Raw genomic sequence first — 17,314 nt, 5'->3', positions numbered from 1 at the left:
CACCTAAATTTGATCGATATGAAACATATTTAAGCCATCTTGAGAAATCAAGGTGGCTTTTTGTTTGATTTAGATTTTATTGAGACTGCCAGTCAAAGACCGCATCATATTGTTCACAATCTTCTAAAACGTCAGAGGCATTTTGAATGTAGATTTGTTTTTCAGGCGAGGCTGGATACGTTAAATATTCAGAACACATTGCGCTTTGTCCAGTGCCGATGACAACCTTAGCTCCTGCTTTTAAAGTGCATTGAGTCATTTTGTCTAGAGGTGACCATTGGTAGCATATTTCATAATCAGTTCGATACTGGGCGGTTAATCCTGCTGGAATTTCGCCTGCCCACCATGTGCCCATTTCACTGTGAGTGTTTGTGCTATTCCATGCTCGATAAACAGTGATTGAACTTGGAGAAACGGATTGATAAACCTTACCTTGGCAAAGGGCCCCTTTATTTGGTTTACCCAATACTGATTGCAATAATTCTTGATCATCGATTGGCTCAAATTGACCCATTAAATGCGCGGGTAACTCAGTATCACCTGGGCAATCATTTTCCAAAAAAGCAACTTCGGTTACTGGTTCCACCGATGTTGAAGGCGTTTGAATGGGTTTGGCTTGAATTAAATCATCATTTGAACTGTGATTAGCCCCTGTTGTTTGGCAGCTTAGGGTAATTAAAGACAAACAAACTAAAGATGCTGTATTTCTCATATCGTTCTCAATTAATGTAAAAAAGCAGTGTACCTGATATTTTTAATTAAGATAATCATCAATCAAACATTGTTCGAAATAATTTATAAGTACATTGATAAGATAAAGAATTACTACAATGTGCTGTGTTTGAGCTATCGTTAATTTGTATGTGATTTGAAAATGAAGCTCAAAATATGTCGAATAACTTGAAAATTATAATGGTCGCGCTGGTAGGTTACATAATTGCTGGTAAGCTGGGATTAATGTTAGCCATTCCACCTGGATTTGCTTCTGCTGTGTGGCCTGCATCGGGTTTGGCGTTTGCCTTGATGGTGATTTTTAAAAATAGATCCGTTTTAATTGGGGTGTTTTTAGGATCGTTTTTAATTAATTTTTCAGTGATTAATCCTTCGTTTTCGAATATATCCTTTTCACAATGTGTTGTACCTTTGGGAATTGCCATTGGATCAACTTTGCAAGCGTATCTAACTTCTCAATTATTTAATTTTTTATTTACGCGAAATAAGAAATTTGGAAATGCTAAATTTATAGTACTGCTGATGTTGATGGCTGTCCCAATAGGCTGTTTCGTCGCGCCTTCTGTTGCAGTGAGTTTATTGTTTTATATGCAAATTGTTCCAATAGGAAATGTAGGATTTACATGGGCAACATGGTGGTTTGGTGACTATATTGGCGTTCTTTTATTTACACCGTTAATTTTGGTCTTATGTTCAAATTGGTTTTTTAAATCCGTTAAAAATAGAATTCAATCAGTAATTCCAACCTTGATTTTATTCACTGGCGTATTACTTTTATTTTTTAGTTCACTTGAGGTGCAAAAACATAATCATCAATTGGAAATAAATGAGCACGCCAGTCGTTATTTCGAGCAAATAAAGCAAAATTTTACGATTGCGCTAAACAATCTTGATGCCTATTCGGCATACTATAACTCAACCGATTCAGTAACCCGCAAAGAATTTAATCAGTTTTCCGCCGAGTTATTAAAAAATTCGGGTTTATTTCAAGGAATTGGCTGGACTCAAATAATCAAACACGAAAACAGAGAAGATTTAGAGTCCAGAATTAAAAAAGAGGGTTTTAAAGATTTTGAATTTAAACAATTTTCGCAGGATGGATTGGTCAAAGCAGTGGTGCGAGAAGAGTATTATCCTGTATTGGCAATTTATCCATTTAAAGAAAATCAGGCCGCCTTTGGTTTAGATTTGGCGTCAAACATTGAAAGAAAAAAAACTTTAGATTTAGCTAGATTAACAGGTGTTGCCTTTAGCACCGCCCCAATTGATTTAGCTCAAGATGAAAATAAAGCAATCAAAAATAAAGCCATTATTGTGTATTTACCTATTTTTGATATTCAACATAATTCAGGTGATTTTGTCGGATATATAAGTGGTATTTTAAAAGTTAATTCAGTTATTGGTGATGTGTTACTCCAAGGCAGTAGAGATTCGTTAATAGTAACCATTAGTGATGTAACCGATCAAACTACACCTAAATGGCTAATTGAAAATAAAACGCAAACGGTTAATGAAAATTATACTCCAGTAACAGAATTATTTAAATTTTCTGGAAGGGTGTTTGAAATTAAAGTAGCTGCAAATTCTGAATTTAAAAAAACCAATAAAGATTGGAATAGTTGGATTATTTTAACCTTTGGTATGCTGATAACATCCCTATTACAAGGATTTATTTTTGTCATAATTAGACAAAATGATATCGTTATAAAAGAAGTAGCGAAAAAAACACAGGCGCTTAAAATATCTGTTAAAGAGGCGGAATTTGCTAACAATGCCAAGAGTGATTTTCTAGCAAATATGAGTCATGAATTAAGGACACCTTTAAATGCAATTTTAGGATTGATTCATTTGTGTCAAAAAACCAAGCTGGATGAGCAGCAAACCAACTATTTAGATAAGGCTGATTTGGCTTCACAAACTTTGCTTTCATTAATAAATCATACGTTAGACTACTCTAAAATTGAAGCAGGACAGCTTGAAATTGAATCTGTAGAATTTGATTTTATAGATGTGCTAAAGAAAATTTATGCAATATTTAATATACATGCTAATCAAAAGAATGTGAATTTTAGAATTATTTGTGACAATGTGATTCCAGATAAATTGATAGGGGATTCCTTAAGGCTAGAGCAGGTATTAATCAATTTATGTGGTAACGCAATTAAATTTACCGACCAAGGTGGGGTGACAGTTACTGTCAGTGCTCATCAAATAGAAAATAAACACAATTTAATAATAAGCATTGAAGATACGGGAATTGGTATCGATCAAGAGCAGCAAGCTATTTTGTTCCAGCCTTTTAAACAAGCAGATAGTTCAACATCAAGAAAATTTGGTGGAACAGGGTTAGGTTTGTCAATCAGTAAAAAAATAATTGAAACCATGCAAGGAAAAATTACATTAGAAAGTGAAATGCATATTGGTAGCAAATTTATTATTGAATTAAATATGATAACAGCTAGTAATTATTCTTATGTATTATTTGATCAAAATACACCTGCAACTGAGAAAAAAGAAGATGATTTAAATCTTAATAAACAACCATTAAAAGGCATCAATATATTATTAGTAGAAGACGTTATGGTTAACCAAATGATTGCTCAAGAGATGCTGGAGCAATTAGGTGCATTTGTAGATATAGCGGATAATGGACAAATTGCATTGGATAAAATGAAAGTTTCATTAAATGTGGTGTTAATGGATTTACAAATGCCAGTGATGGATGGATATGAATCTTGTAAAAAAATAAAAGAAAAATCAGAATTTGATCATATACCTATCATTGCAATGACGGCAAATGCTATGCAAAGTGATATTCAAAAATGCAAAGAGGCGGGCATGCATGATCATATTAGTAAGCCAATAGATGAAAAGGTAATGCTGAAAACAATATTGAAATATGTAAATAGAAAATAAAAAAAAGACAAGCAATGCTTGTCTTTTTTGTTGCTAATAAATATTAGAATTTGTAAGTCATTGTTAAGTGGTTTGAAATTCCGCTTGTGATGCCATTTACAATAATATCGTTTTTAGATACAAAATCTAAAACTAAATTGTTATTTATTTGATAGCTAAAGCCCCAGTCTAATGCAACTGAGTCGCTTGTGTCTGAATAAATTTCATCGCCAGTAATACTTGTAATGCCTTCAATATATTTAGTACCTTCGGTATTCAAAATCATTTCGATATTTTTCGATTTAGTACTGGTAACACTCAAAGCGTTTGTAGCAATAGATGCAATTAATCCAAATTTCTTGGTGGCTTGCATATTCATAGTTATTGAAACAGGTGCATCAAATGTGTATCCATTTTGAGTGGTTTTAGAAGTAACACCTGTTGGCGATTCAGTTTTAGTCTCGCCTACTGTAATGTAACTTGTTTCAGTAGTGTTAGTGTCGCTGTTTAAATCTAAATTAAAACTCGCAATTTGTTGAATGTTGAAGCTAACTTTATCAGAAGTGCGAATCGTATAATCCACACCAGCACTTAAACGAATGTCATTTGTTTTAGTTGAGGTGTCAGTTAATAAATATGTTCTTGATGTTCCATTATCTACGTCGCTTAATGAATTTGTTCTGTTGTTACTTAAAACTATTTGGCCTTGAGCTAAAAAGCTTAATTCTTCGGTTTTAACTTGAACGTAATCACCAGTTAGAATTAAATGTTTTTGTGTGTTTTTAGTAACAACTTCATGTGATTCTTCAGTATCTACACCGGCAACTGTATTGGTCCAGTTTGCTTTGAAGTTATTATAATCACCTTCTGAATCGAAAGCTTGAAGGCTAGCTACCATTTGAGATGAATCAGAATAAATTCCAAATTCAGCGCCAAAATCGTAAACAAAAGAACCTTGTTTATTTTTATCAATGGAAGCTTTGAACTTATTGTCATCATCTTCAGGGTCATCTTGAATGGTGTAACTATTACTTAAAATATCAAAATTGGCACCAGAGGTAGTTGAAATTTGGTTGGTTGAAGGATTTTTAATTGTATTTGTTGACCAGTAAACATGAGCGCCCATGTTTTGGTCATCACCTTCTTTCGCCCAAAAAACATCATATGCATTGTTATCTGTTGTTGATAGGCCAAATTCATCAACTGCATCTCTGCCAATATGTAATCCGAAAAATTGTTCTTCTACATTTATAAAGAAGCTGCCTGTATTTGCACCAACAATATTTAAATTTGCTTGCTGTCCATTATTTATAACTAATGCGGGATTGTACCAGATTGAGTTTAAATCGATAGACCTTTTAGAAACAGTATTGTTCGCACTATAAGCGTTATTACTTGTGATATTTTGAAATGATTCCATTTCTTCTGAAAAAGCATTGGTTGATGCCGATACGGCCAAAATGGATCCAAATAATAGTGAGTATTTCATTTATAAATTCCTAGTTAGAAATAAATTACAGATAGAGTAATTTTTCGCGGCTAATTGTACTGTGTTTTTTTGAATTCGACCATAGTGTGATAGGTATCAAATAACAAATGAGTAATAAGTCGTGTCTCAATATGTAGAATAAAAACAAATGAATGAAAACTCATTTGTCATAACCACCTTGCTTCCATTACAATAGCGCCTTTTTTAATGCCCTAAATACTATGAATTCTCTTACACTGCACCCACTTAAAAGCGCCAAAGGCGAAATCCAGTTACCTGGTTCTAAAAGCCTATCAAACCGTATTTTATTATTGGCCGCCCAAGCAAAGGGCGTGACCACGATTACTAACTTATTAGACTCTGATGATATCCGTCGTATGCTTGAATCCCTTGATTCTATAGGCGTACAGTTCGAATTGTCAGATGATAAAACCACTTGTAAAGTAACAGGCCAAGCAGGTCCTTTAAAGTCAGAGAAAGCATTAGAGTTGTTTTTAGGTAATGCCGGTACTGCCATGCGTCCATTAGCTGCGGCATTATGTTTAGGCGAAGGCGAGTTTACATTAACTGGCGAGCCTCGTATGTATGAGCGTCCAATTGGTGATTTAATTGATGCGCTTTTACCATTAGGTGCCAATGTTGAGTATTTAGGTGATAAAGACTATCCACCACTAAAAATTAAAGCGACAGGCATTAATGGCGGCGAAGTTAAAATTAAAGGCAATATTTCAAGCCAATTTTTAACCGCTTTGTTAATGGCAGCACCTATGGCGAAAGGCGATTTAACGATTGTGATGGATGGCGAGTTAGTATCAAAGCCATATATTGATATCACCCTTGATTGCATGGCGCGTTTTGGTATTACCGTTGAAAACGACAACTACCAACGTTTTACTATAAAAGGCAATCAAACCTATAGCGCACCTGAAACGATTATGGTTGAAGGCGATGCGTCATCTGCAAGTTACTTTTTATCGTTAGGCGCACTGGGTGGTGGACCGGTTCGAGTACACGGAACAGGCCTAGCCAGTATTCAAGGCGATGCGCAATACGCAAAAGTATTAGAGCAAATGGGTGCAAAAATTACCTGGAGTGATTTTTGGATTCAAGCGGAAGCCCCTGAAAATGGCGCTAAGTTACAGGCAGTTGATGTGGATTTAAACCACATCCCAGATGCCGCGATGACAATAGCAACCACTGCATTGTTTGCGACAGGCACAACCAAAATCACCAATATTTATAACTGGCGTGTAAAAGAAACCGATCGCTTAAATGCGATGGCAACTGAGCTGACTAAATTAGGCGCAACGGTTGTTGAAGGTAATGATTACATTGAAGTAACACCACCTGCTGAAATTCAATCCGCAGCGATTGATACTTATGATGATCACCGCATTGCGATGTGTTTTTCATTGGCGGCATTTGGCAACAGTGACATTATTATTAATGATCCGGGTTGTACGTCAAAAACGTTTCCAACGTATTTTGAATTGTTCAAGCAAGTGACTATTGAAAAATAAAACAGAAAAATAAAACAGAAAAATAAAACAGAAAAGTAAAAACAGAGAAATAAAATATGTCGACTAATATGACTGTCTTGATTCCATTGGCGCCGGGTTTTGAAGAACTAGAAATGGTTTCGATTCAAGATTTGTGTGTACGAGCAGGATTTGAAGTAGTATTAGCGGCAACCAACAAGAAAAACGTTCAAGGTGCGCGTGGCTTAAATGTAGTTGCTCACACGCATATTGACGATGTGATTGATCAAGACTTTGATGCGATTATTTTGCCAGGTGGACTACCAGGTGCGGATCATCTTCGTGACAATCACAGTTTAAAGACGTTGTTATTAAAACAACACAATGCTGAAAAATTAATTGGTGCTATTTGTGCGGCGCCAAAAGTATTAATACAGCACGGCATAATTGAGTCGCAAAGCTTTACTGCGTTTCCAAATAGCCAAAATGAATTTACGCACTTAGGTAGTCAGCAATTGAATTTACCGATTGTGCAAAATGGACATGTAATTACTTCAAGAGGCCCAGGCACTGCCATGGACTTTGCGTTATATGTCATTGAAAAATTAACAACTCTTTCGCATCGATTAGATGTAGAAACTAAATTAGTACGATAACCTCGGAGAACATTATGAGCTACCAAAACATTCCAGCTGGTAAAGATTTACCAAACGACATTAACGTTGTCATTGAAATTCCTGCAAACGCTTCACCTATCAAATACGAAATTGATAAAGAAGCAGACGCATTGTTTGTTGACCGTTTTATGGCGGCACCTATGTTTTACCCTGCAAACTACGGTTATGTAAATAACACATTAGCAGGCGACGGCGACCCAATTGATGTATTAGTTGTTACGCCACATCCTGTTGTACCGGGTTCAGTTATTCGTGCGCGTCCAATTGGCGTATTAAACATGACGGATGACGGTGGCGAAGACGTTAAAGTGGTAGCGGTTCCACACCAAAAATTAACTAGCCTTTATGATGACGTAAATGAAATTTCAGATTTACCTGAATTATTAAAAGAACAGATTCAGCACTTTTTCGAAAACTACAAAACATTAGAAAAAGGCAAGTGGGTTAAAATCGACGGTTGGGAAGATGCAGCTGCTGCGAAAAAATTGATCCAAGAATCTGCAGATAACTACAAAGGTTAATTGCTTTAATAGTTGATTTTAAAAGCCACACTATGATGTGGCTTTTTTATTTGTAGGTCGTGCTTTTGCGCGTCTCTTAATTTATGAAGATCGACTAAAGTCGAACCTACGCGATTCATTCAATGATAATAAGATATTGGATGCTATATTTTAAAGAGAATAAAATGAAACAGTTTAACGTATACGGTTTAGGTAACGCTTTAGTGGATGTTGAGTATCAAGTAAACGATGCTTTTTTCAAAGAAGTGGGCGTAGAAAAAGGCGTCATGACATTAGTTGATCGCGATCAACAATTAAAAACTTTAGAAAAACTAGACAGCCAATACACAATGGTAAAACGTTGTGCAGGTGGCTCTGCTACTAACACCGTATTTGCAGTGCAGTGTTTTGGCGGTACAGGTTTTTACTCTTGTAAAGTAGCCGCTGATGAAAGCGGTGAATTTTACTTGAATGATTTAGAAAGCGTCGGTGTCACCACCAATAAAAACGTTGAGTCTGCTGGTGATCAAATCACGGGTCAATGCGTAGTGATGGTAAGTGATGATGCAGAGCGCACCATGAATACTTATTTGGGTATCAGTGAAGTATTAACGGCAAACGAATTGGACTTAACTGCTATTGCTAACAGCGAATACCTGTATATAGAAGGGTATTTGGTAACCAGCGAATCGGCACGTCAAACCATTGAAGTGGCAAAAAAATGCGCGAAAGAACACGATGTTAAATTAGCGTTTACGTTTTCTGACCCTGCTATGGTTCAGTTCTTTAAAGACGGACTAAACGACATTGTTGGCGACGGCATGGATTTAATTTTCTGTAACGAAGCAGAGGCCTTAGCCTTTTTTGATACAGCCGATTTAAATGTGGCAATTGCAAAATTAAAAACCATTGCTAAAAGCTTTGTGATTACATTAGGCTCAAAAGGCGCAATGATTTTTGATAACAACGAAATGATTAACATTGATCCAGTATCCGCAAAAGCTGTGGATACAAATGGCGCGGGTGATTTATTTGCAGGTGCATATTTATATGGCATAACCAATGGTTTAACAGCAAAGCAATCAGGTGATTTAGCGTCTAAATCTTGTGCGTATTTGGTTGAAAACTTTGGTGCTCGTTTGAGTGCAGATGTTTATAAGACTTTTTTATAAATCGAAATAATTAAACAGAATGACAATCAGTCATTCTGTTTGTTTTTAATATTGTTTAAAAGAATCAAACTAAAAGCAATAATAGGAAGGTTGGTGGTGACAGGGTTAAATGCCTCAATTAAAACCATCGGTTGAAACACACAAACAAACATTAATAACATAATTAAAGCGAAGATATTTAAAGCAACAATTAACTTAGATTGATAAAATATAAATAATATAATTCCAAATATTATTTCTCCTACTCCGGCACTTCTTGTAATCCAAATCGATAATTCATCTGAAAACCCTAAACTGGCTGTCATCAGTTTTTCTAATGGAGCGATATGAATCAGTTTTGGAAATAATCCATGATAAATCCAACTAAAACTAATGATGAATCTGGCGATTTGTATGGGGTTTAATTGAGTGTGATGCATGATAGTTATTCAGTAATATAAATTAATGAATAACTATAACGAAATAATGCTTTATGAAACAGTTCAAAATACTAAAGCAGTATATTTCCTCTATTTTGTGAAGCTAATCCAAATTCAGCTAAATCTAAACCTGCAATATTGCCAATTTCACGTAACAAATCGGCATTGGTTCGGCTGCTGCCCTGTGAGCTCCAGCGAATTTGAGTTTGTAACTCACCATAAATATCTTCTCGCTGATACGCTTTGGCTTTGTTTCTGTCGGTTTCTATAAAAGGTTGCACCAGTTGACCCATTTGCACTGCACCGCCTGCGCCACCAAAACATATGTGTCCTTTTTCTAAAATACCATGATTACCATCACCCACTTCGCCAGTTAATACTACAAACGTATTATCTAATAATGTATTGCCATCGACATCGGTAATGCTGTCTAAATCATTGATGAAGTTTACGATTTTTTGTGCATAAACGCGTCTTGTATCCCACCATTGAACTGTATTGTTATGGGCGTGGGTATGATGGAAATCCTCAATTTGAATGACGTCACCAATTCCTAAGACTGCACTGGTTGTCATGTTATTTGCAAAACCAACTTTGATCATTTCTAAATAACTGTCAATATCATCAAAGGATGATTGTTCGGAAGAAGGAATGTTTTGTACCGATTGCGAACCGGAAAATCCTGTTTGTGTGGTTTGTTTGTTTTGTACGTGATCCACTGCTAACAAATATCTATCGAGTTTTTGTTGTTCTTGTGCTGATAAAGTTGGACGTTGAGTGGTTGCCGGTTGTTTGATTGCACTAAATACACGATTTAGAATTTCTGCTTCACGTTGGTCATCTGCGCTTATGACATCGCTTGAATTATCTGATTGTCCTGCAAATAAACTTTGATATGCAGATTGTGCTGTGCTGAAAAAAGGCAATACATTAGAGTTATGATCAAAACTTAGGGGGTGATATTGCACTCCCCAAGAGCGATATCCTGCGCTAAATCGAAAGGTAGCTAAACCCGAGTTTTCTTCAAGTAAGTAATCTAATGATGCATTTTCAGGGTAGGGCATGTGCGGATCAAATCCTGAACCTGACGATTCGGTTAAAACCCCAGCTGTTAGCATGTCTGAATAAGATAAATCGTGATTGTTCCCCCATTCACCTAAAGTTAATAAACCATTAATGACTGTCGCTTTATCTCGAATTGCATTAAACGGATCTAATCCATCAGGAAAAGCGTAGTCACTACCACTGCCTGTCATGGCCCTGTTTGAGTTTTCAGATAATCCCCAGCCATGTTGAATGGCTACAAATAATACTCTTACTGGCGCACTGCTTTCTTGTGCGGCTAATAATTTTTGTATCTGTGTGGTTGATAATAACCCGGTTCCAAATAATCCTTTTAAAAGGTGACGTCGACTTAATTGTTTCATATTAAACCCTTCTAAAACTATTATTGAGCGCGTTGATAAATGCTTTCTAATTGAATTAATTGGTAGATTAAATCTGCAAGAGTGTGATCAGTACTTACTAGAGCTTGTCTATATTTTTGCGCTTCGCATTCATTTAAATGTAAATCATCCCCTAAAAAATGTTCCAAAAAACGATGGGATAAACAGCTTTGTAATTGTTCTGATTGCATCAGTGCGATTGAAAATTCTTTCGAGTTATTAAAAGTTAACCGCTCCAAGGTCCCATCCATTTTTTGAATATCTAATACTCCAGAAGCATCAATCATTACATTTTGTTTTTCTGTTTCACGATAGCGCCCAATACTATCAAAATTTTCAAAACCAAACCCTGCTGGGTCAATTGTTTCATGACACCCAAAGCAGCTGGGTTGTGAAGAGTGCGTAATTTGTAATAAGTTACGTTCACTGGTTTGATCTGGATCGATGTCTTCAGGAGGGTCAATTGGTTCTACGCTTGCAGGAGGATCTGGTAGTTCTTGGCAAAGTAATTGTTCTAAGGTAAATACGCCGCGTTTAACAATACCTGATTTTGCTAAAGTGGAATGTACAGATAAAAATGCCGGGTGATTTAATAGCCCTTCGCGTTGTTCAGTTGGATTTGTATTTAATGTTAACTGCGATTCGCTGGATTCTATTTCGAATAAATAATCTGTTTGATTATTAATATAAAACCGGTTGCCAGCTAATACTTCGTTGATGCCTGCATTGATGTTGATGTTATCTAATAAGCTTAATTGAGCGCTTGATAAAATATCACGACGCACAGTATCGTTAAATTCCAAGCTGCTGTCTTTAGGTCGACTTAAAACTAATTCTAACTTTAAGAAATCTTGAAACATTTGCATCATGGCAGAATCAAATGCATCGTCGTCAATCAATCTTGTTATTTGTTCAGAAATTTGCACAACCGTTAAGGGAGAAGGTTGTTCAGCTAAATTTAATAATGCTTGATCAGGAGCTCTGTTAAGTATTGCAAAGGAAACCAAGCTAATAACTTCATAGTTAGTAAGTGCAGATACTCCTTCAATTAAAGTGCCTATTTCACTTCTAAATAAAAAGTTTGAGCTTAATGTTAATGAATGAAGTAAAAATTCAAGTCGAGCTTGATTGTCAGGAAGTTCATTAATGGAGCTGTTTAATAATTCATTTTCACTGTTTGTTAAGGGTCTTCGCCATAACAATGGTGCGAATTGTTGTTTTAAGTTGATTACGCAATCTACAGTTTGTGCTGATGTACATGCATTAAAGTCTATGTGATTTTCTAGTATTTGTTTTGTGACAGAGGTTGATATTTCAAAGATTCGTTCAAAGTTTAAATTATCTATCGATAATTTAGCCGCAGTATCATTCATGCCGATTAACTTTGCACCATCTTCTAAATCGATAAATGTTTCGCTATCAAAAATATTCCCATAAATATAAGTTAGGCTGTTTTCAAGTTGGCTTTGAGAAAGGCGGCGGATTTTTGCAGGTAATAATTGTTTTTGTACTAAACAGCTTGCTGCAGATGAATAAGTGATTTCAATAAACTGGCTTGCAGCTAATAATTGATTGTAAGTGATATCAACTCTAATGCGTTGAGTATCCCAGATATTGTTAATGCTTATGTTATTGTCCAAACAATTTAATAGTTGAGTTTCTAATGGGGGAGATTCTAAGTTTTCTGCATCAAGAATTTTAATTGTATATGTGTGCTGCTCAATACAATCATATTCAATTACCAGTGTTGATTCATTAAAGGTATTTGATATAAAAGAAACTGACCCAGTTGTCGATCCAATATGTTGACTGGATATCTGTTGGGCCCATTGTTGTAAAGTTTGGTAATGCTTTAAAGTGAATGCTTCAGTTGAATTACTATTTACTGGAGGCATATTAGAGCTTTCGCCCATATAAAATTTAATGCGTTGTAGAAGAAGTGAGTTTAGAGGGTCGGTAGTATTTATGAGTGGTTGTTGGGTGCCCTGCAAATCAATCCATTGAGTATCTGCTAAATTTCGCCATGGGTTATGGTTGCCTTGGTGACAATTACTGCAATGCTGATCAATAATTTCTAGTGCGGTTAAATTATCTGCAGGTGGTTCTGGATTATCACTGTTTAAGTCAATTATTGTCGATGTCGATGTCGATGTCGATGTCGATGTTGATGTTGAAGTTGAAGTTGATGTTGAAGTTGAAGTAGATGTTGAAGTAGATGTTGAAGAGTTGGAATCTGTTTTGGCTTGATCATCAGTAATTAATGTCGGCTCAACTTGGCAGCTAATAAAACTGAATAATGATAAAAAACCGATGCATAAATAAATTCGAATACTCATAGCCAATACCTAAATGCTAAAGGGGTAATGCCCCAGTGGGCGATGGTTATTTTTATCCGAAAAACACCTAACATCCTGTAAAAAAATAACCATCGCCCAAAGGTAAAGTAAGTTTAGTAGGTATTATTGGTATTGTTTCAGTAATTCCATAAAGATATTCAATATTACGGAACTGTTTAACAAAATGATGTAACACTATGTTGGATAATGTAATAATAAGTTTGGTTACTTTAATTAAGTGTAAATAATCAATAAAAAGACATTTGAGTATGAACAATTTGAATTAAACGAAGGCGAGGTTTAATTTGAATGGGCACTCAAAAGCTTAGAATACAGAGCAAAAAATGTGCTCGTTTTAAAATATTAAACATTAGGAAGTAAACAATGGAAGAGAAGTATCGCGTTATTTATTCGGGTGAAGTTCATGATGATTTTAATCTGGGCAAAGTAGAGGAAGGATTTTCTCAATTATTCAAAATTAACCTCGAAAGAGCTGCCAATTATTTAGTGCCAAACAAAGTAATCAAAGAAGGTATTTCCTATCAACGCGCCCAAGCTTATAAAATACAGCTAGAGCGTATTGGAATGATTATTAGATTAGAAAAAGAAGCGCGAGCATTTTCCTCAATGATGCTAGAGGTTGAATTAACCGCTGATGAAAACGAAAATAAAGGAGGCGTTTTTGGGGCGAAATCCAGCGGAATTCATTCGTTGCCTGATTCGTCAGTTTCTAAAATAAGATCTGGCTCGGCTACTGATTGGTCTATTGTTGGCATAGAGCAGACAGATAAAGAGAAAAAGGCCTCAGGGAAAATCTTGGCTGAAGGTTTAATAAAATGTCCAAAGTGTCAATTAGAACAAAAAAAGGCAAGTCAATGTGCTGGGTGTGGCGTTTATATCCATAAATTTATCAATCAACAAGCAGAGCAAACAGAGCAAGAAAGTAAGTTTAATCCCTACCAGTCTTATAAAAAAGAATCGGATGTTTCACAGGGGGTGTCAAGTAGCGTGTTGCCGTATCTAGCTGCAGCAGGTACAGCTTTAATTGGTGCGTTTGTTTGGATGTTGATTGCTTTAAAGGCGGAATTTGAAATAGCTTGGGTAGCGATCATTATTGGTGGTGCAATTGGATTGGCTGCTTCAACGTTTAATAAAAATCGAAAAGATTTGGCTGTTATGTGCTGTGTGTTAACTGTCTGCTCAATTATGGGGGGGAAACTTTTATATGTGGAAGGAGTTAAAAATTACATAATTGAAGAGATGAATGCGGAGCTTGATGCGGTACCAACTGAAATGCTTAGAGCTTCATATAATCAAATGGAAGCAGAAATACCAGAATTTAAAGCAATGATGGATGATCATGCTCAAATTAAACAGGTATTGATTCATTATGCGAAATCCCAAGGGGCGGATGAATTTATTCCATTAATTGATGATTATTTATTTGAATATCTTGAAGAGCATGTCATGCCATACATAATTGAAATGGAGTTTTCTAAACCTTCATTTGAGCAATGGCGTGCAGAGATTCCAGGCTATCTTGAAGGTTGGATACGAAATTTTTCAAGTTTTGAAATTATTAAAGTAGAGTTTGACCCAATAGACTGGCTGTTTTTAATTTTAGGTGTAGCTGCTGCATTTAGGATGAGTCGTAACCAATTGGGGTATTGATTTAAAATAGGTCTATGTTTTTCGAAGACGCACGCTTTATTGATAAGTGGTGCGTTTTTTTTTGAAAAAGTGGGAATAAATTTAGGGCAAAAAAAAATTCCCAGTAGGGAATTTAATTTAGAAATAAAATGGCATCCCCTAGGAGACTCGAACTCCTGTTACCGCCGTGAAAGGGCGGTGTCCTAGGCCACTAGACGAAGGGGACACAAACTCAAATGCGTTTGCCTTTGAATTGGTGCGCATTTTACGTACATTTGAAAAACTGTCAAGTAAGTTTTTGATTTTTAAAGGAAAAAACTTAAATTAATTTGAAAATGTTTATATTTTACTCGTTTCTTTTTGCCTAAAGCTTATTCTCAAAATGATATAACCAAATATTCCAGAAGCCAGTGACCCTAAAATAATACCTAATCGCTCATCAAAACTAGAGTCTACACCTGTGTGCTGGAATGCTAATGACCCTATGAATAAGCTCATAGTAAAACCAATTCCGCAAAGTGCAGAAGTGCCATATAAACTTAGCCAGTTCATCCCTTTAGGTAATTGAGTGATTTTAAGTTTTATAAATATCCAGCAGATAGTAAAAATACCAAGCTGTTTACCTAAGAATAAACCTAAAGCAATACCAATTGGAACAGGATGTAATAATTGGTCGACTCCAACTCCAGAAAGATTTAGACCTGCATTTGCAAAGGCAAAAATCGGAAGAACTAAATAATTTACTGAATGATGCAGGTCATGCTCTAACGCTTTTAGTGGTGAGATCGACGGATCTTTTTTTGATCGTAGAGGAATGAACATAGCAAGCACGACTCCAGCTAATGTAGCATGTACTCCAGATTTTAGTGTTGCTGTCCACATGATGATGCCAATGAGCAAATAAGGGGTGTAGGTAATGATATTTCGTTTGTTTAATATAAATAAAACCGGTAAGCAGATTGAAACAACAATTAAAGCAGTGACAGAGATATTAGAAGTGTAAAACAAAGCAATGATCACAATGGCGCCAATGTCATCAAAAATTGCTAATGAGGTAAGAAATAATTTTAGTGCTAATGGGACTCTTGAGCCTAGAACTGCTAACACCGCTAACGCAAATGCAATGTCAGTTGCAGCGGGGATTGCCCAGCCATTAATTGCAATAGGGTCATTGATGTTAAAGTATAAGTAAATTATCGCTGGGACTATCATGCCACCAATTGCCCCAACAGCAGGCAAGATGATATTGCGTTTATCAGCAAGCTCTCCTTCCATTAATTCTCTTTTTAATTCAAGTCCAACTAAGAAAAAGAAAACGGCCATTAATCCATCATTGATCCACAGTAATAAAGGTTTGATGATGACTAAATCGCCTACAGTGACACCCAATGGAGTAGATAAAAGTAATGAGTAATAATCCCTTAATGGGGAATTTGCGCAAATAATTGCAAATACTGTGGCAAGCATTAATACAAGGCCACTAGATAATTTTAGTTTTGAGGCAAAAGTGAAAAATGTAGATAGCATTTTTATCCTATTTATCAATATTATATTTAGAGTTTAGTTTTAATAAGCCAAAAATGAAGCTTAAATTGTGTGAAAATTAGATTTTTTTCATTATATTGTGAAATTTAGTGTTCAAAATTGGTGCGTAAACTTTTTTTCTTTTTTAAATTTTAAGTGATATTAGTAAGTGATATTAGAGGTACTAGATTGCTTGGTAATTATAATTGAATCCCCTGTGCTTATGGATGAGCGAAAAGTCATGGATAAGAAAGCGTTTTGTCCAAAGTATATCTCTTTATTAAAAAGTCGCGTTTGAGCGAGTTTACGAATCACGATGGGTTGTCTGCTTCCATCAAGAGGATTGACTGCTGGCATTGAGCATCTGGCACAGGGTTTAACGATATCAATGAGTAATTCGTTGATTTTAATTTGGCGCCAGTAATCTTCTGAAAATGGATGTCCCCCTTCTAATACTATGTTAGGTCTAAATCGTTCCATATCTTCATTTTCTTCAAGCCCTAATGCTTCAAGTGAGGATTGTTGGGTGATTAATATTTGAAATCCATCTGCAAATCCGACTTGCTTGCGGGTGTTTACATACTTGCTGTCCATTGTTCTTGGGTGTCGGTTGTCATATTTTATGAATTTGACATTTGATTCCAGTTTCTTTGAAAACCAATCTGAGATTTCTTGGCTGACTTCAAGACCGAATACTTCATCGTCCCAAAGTGCACTTTTAACTTTTTTATTGGTATTACTGGCTAAATCTATGTTGATGCTATCATCAAGATAGCTAATGATTAAATTGTTTTTGAGTAATTGAGTGTTGAATCGAGCAAGTATTGGATGGTTGCGCTGTGTCATCATCAAATTATTGTTGTCAATTAGCATATAGCGACGGTCGTGTTTTGGGCCTAGCTCATCAAATTCCATTGTTTGTATTTTAATTCCAGATAGGGATTTAACTGGATAAATATATAATGATTGAATTTTGATCATATAAATTTCACATATA

At 35.6% G+C, this 17,314-nt stretch carries 13 protein-coding genes and 1 tRNA gene; 6 read left to right on the top strand and 8 right to left on the bottom strand.

The features are described from left to right. Window positions 1-76 precede the first annotated feature (76 nt). Window positions 77-712: a hypothetical protein gene (locus TYM08_RS14755; protein ID WP_422379915.1), complete on the bottom strand. Its 636-nt coding sequence runs from the start codon at window positions 710-712 to the stop codon at window positions 77-79. A gap of 176 nt (window positions 713-888) precedes the next feature. Here TYM08_RS14755 and TYM08_RS14750 point away from each other — a divergent pair, with 176 nt between their 5' ends. Next, window positions 889-3,648, top strand: coding sequence for a CHASE domain-containing protein (locus tag TYM08_RS14750; protein WP_422379914.1), 2,760 nt, complete (start codon window positions 889-891; stop codon window positions 3,646-3,648). A gap of 43 nt (window positions 3,649-3,691) precedes the next feature. Here the strand turns inward: TYM08_RS14750 and TYM08_RS14745 are convergent, their stop codons facing one another. Next, complete coding sequence (locus tag TYM08_RS14745) at window positions 3,692-5,116, bottom strand: hypothetical protein (protein WP_422379913.1); 1,425 nt, start codon at window positions 5,114-5,116, stop codon at window positions 3,692-3,694. 221 nt (window positions 5,117-5,337) lie between these two features. On the opposite strand from TYM08_RS14745, the gene aroA reads away from it, so the two are divergent. From aroA to TYM08_RS14725, 4 genes are all read left to right on the top strand, one after another. Continuing rightward, window positions 5,338-6,636 carry a 3-phosphoshikimate 1-carboxyvinyltransferase gene (aroA, locus tag TYM08_RS14740; protein ID WP_422379912.1) on the top strand — a complete coding sequence of 433 codons (1,299 nt, stop codon included), beginning with the start codon at window positions 5,338-5,340 and terminating at the stop codon, window positions 6,634-6,636. 56 nt (window positions 6,637-6,692) lie between these two features. After that, window positions 6,693-7,250 (top strand): DJ-1 family glyoxalase III, encoded by a 558-nt coding sequence (locus tag TYM08_RS14735; protein ID WP_422379911.1) that lies wholly within the window; start codon window positions 6,693-6,695, stop codon window positions 7,248-7,250. A 14-nt stretch (window positions 7,251-7,264) separates the two neighbouring features. Then, complete coding sequence (gene ppa, locus TYM08_RS14730) at window positions 7,265-7,792, top strand: inorganic diphosphatase (RefSeq protein ID WP_422379910.1); 528 nt, start codon at window positions 7,265-7,267, stop codon at window positions 7,790-7,792. 164 nt (window positions 7,793-7,956) lie between these two features. Continuing rightward, window positions 7,957-8,943 (top strand): adenosine kinase, encoded by a 987-nt coding sequence (locus tag TYM08_RS14725; RefSeq protein WP_422379909.1) that lies wholly within the window; start codon window positions 7,957-7,959, stop codon window positions 8,941-8,943. A gap of 26 nt (window positions 8,944-8,969) precedes the next feature. Here TYM08_RS14725 and TYM08_RS14720 read toward each other — a convergent pair whose 3' ends face one another. The 3 genes from TYM08_RS14720 to TYM08_RS14710 all read right to left on the bottom strand — a co-directional run bounded on the left by TYM08_RS14720 (window position 8,970) and on the right by TYM08_RS14710 (window position 13,143). After that, a complete protein-coding gene (locus tag TYM08_RS14720; protein ID WP_422379908.1) occupies window positions 8,970-9,362 on the bottom strand; it encodes a DoxX-like family protein in 393 nt (130 codons plus the stop codon). Between the two features lie 71 nt (window positions 9,363-9,433). Beyond that, a complete protein-coding gene (locus TYM08_RS14715; protein WP_422379907.1) occupies window positions 9,434-10,789 on the bottom strand; it encodes a DUF1552 domain-containing protein in 1,356 nt (451 codons plus the stop codon). Window positions 10,790-10,809: 20 nt separating this feature from the next. After that, complete coding sequence (locus TYM08_RS14710) at window positions 10,810-13,143, bottom strand: DUF1588 domain-containing protein (protein WP_422379906.1); 2,334 nt, start codon at window positions 13,141-13,143, stop codon at window positions 10,810-10,812. Window positions 13,144-13,527: 384 nt separating this feature from the next. Between TYM08_RS14710 and TYM08_RS14705 the strand changes: the two genes are divergently transcribed. Then, window positions 13,528-14,814 (top strand): hypothetical protein, encoded by a 1,287-nt coding sequence (locus TYM08_RS14705; RefSeq protein WP_422379905.1) that lies wholly within the window; start codon window positions 13,528-13,530, stop codon window positions 14,812-14,814. A 129-nt stretch (window positions 14,815-14,943) separates the two neighbouring features. Here the strand turns inward: TYM08_RS14705 and TYM08_RS14700 are convergent. From TYM08_RS14700 to TYM08_RS14690, 3 genes are all read right to left on the bottom strand, one after another. Next, window positions 14,944-15,019: transfer RNA gene (locus TYM08_RS14700), tRNA-Glu, on the bottom strand. Between the two features lie 113 nt (window positions 15,020-15,132). Next, window positions 15,133-16,320: a Na+/H+ antiporter NhaA gene (gene nhaA, locus TYM08_RS14695; RefSeq protein WP_422379904.1), complete on the bottom strand. Its 1,188-nt coding sequence runs from the start codon at window positions 16,318-16,320 to the stop codon at window positions 15,133-15,135. A gap of 159 nt (window positions 16,321-16,479) precedes the next feature. Further along, the gene (locus TYM08_RS14690) at window positions 16,480-17,298 is read right to left on the bottom strand and encodes an MOSC domain-containing protein (protein WP_422379903.1); all 819 of its coding nucleotides are present in this window, start codon (window positions 17,296-17,298) and stop codon (window positions 16,480-16,482) included. Window positions 17,299-17,314: the final 16 nt, after the last annotated feature.

The sequence above is a fragment of the Marinicellulosiphila megalodicopiae genome, assembly GCF_045862395.1.
Lineage (GTDB): Bacteria > Pseudomonadota > Gammaproteobacteria > Pseudomonadales > Natronospirillaceae > Marinicellulosiphila > Marinicellulosiphila megalodicopiae.
The sequence above is the reverse complement of the archived record's forward strand: the minus strand, read 5'-3'. Positions and strand labels throughout refer to the sequence as shown.

What these genes read in the sequence shown, in the direction of transcription:
- TYM08_RS14755 (WP_422379915.1), bottom strand. Translation starts at nt 712, where the DNA reads ATGAGAAATACAGCATCTTTAGTTTGTTTGTCTTTAATTACCCTAAGC.
- TYM08_RS14750 (WP_422379914.1), top strand. Translation starts at nt 889, where the DNA reads ATGTCGAATAACTTGAAAATTATAATGGTCGCGCTGGTAGGTTACATA.
- TYM08_RS14745 (WP_422379913.1), bottom strand. Translation starts at nt 5,116, where the DNA reads ATGAAATACTCACTATTATTTGGATCCATTTTGGCCGTATCGGCATCA.
- aroA (WP_422379912.1), top strand. Translation starts at nt 5,338, where the DNA reads ATGAATTCTCTTACACTGCACCCACTTAAAAGCGCCAAAGGCGAAATC.
- TYM08_RS14735 (WP_422379911.1), top strand. Translation starts at nt 6,693, where the DNA reads ATGTCGACTAATATGACTGTCTTGATTCCATTGGCGCCGGGTTTTGAA.
- ppa (WP_422379910.1), top strand. Translation starts at nt 7,265, where the DNA reads ATGAGCTACCAAAACATTCCAGCTGGTAAAGATTTACCAAACGACATT.
- TYM08_RS14725 (WP_422379909.1), top strand. Translation starts at nt 7,957, where the DNA reads ATGAAACAGTTTAACGTATACGGTTTAGGTAACGCTTTAGTGGATGTT.
- TYM08_RS14720 (WP_422379908.1), bottom strand. Translation starts at nt 9,362, where the DNA reads ATGCATCACACTCAATTAAACCCCATACAAATCGCCAGATTCATCATT.
- TYM08_RS14715 (WP_422379907.1), bottom strand. Translation starts at nt 10,789, where the DNA reads ATGAAACAATTAAGTCGACGTCACCTTTTAAAAGGATTATTTGGAACC.
- TYM08_RS14710 (WP_422379906.1), bottom strand. Translation starts at nt 13,143, where the DNA reads ATGAGTATTCGAATTTATTTATGCATCGGTTTTTTATCATTATTCAGT.
- TYM08_RS14705 (WP_422379905.1), top strand. Translation starts at nt 13,528, where the DNA reads ATGGAAGAGAAGTATCGCGTTATTTATTCGGGTGAAGTTCATGATGAT.
- nhaA (WP_422379904.1), bottom strand. Translation starts at nt 16,320, where the DNA reads ATGCTATCTACATTTTTCACTTTTGCCTCAAAACTAAAATTATCTAGT.
- TYM08_RS14690 (WP_422379903.1), bottom strand. Translation starts at nt 17,298, where the DNA reads ATGATCAAAATTCAATCATTATATATTTATCCAGTTAAATCCCTATCT.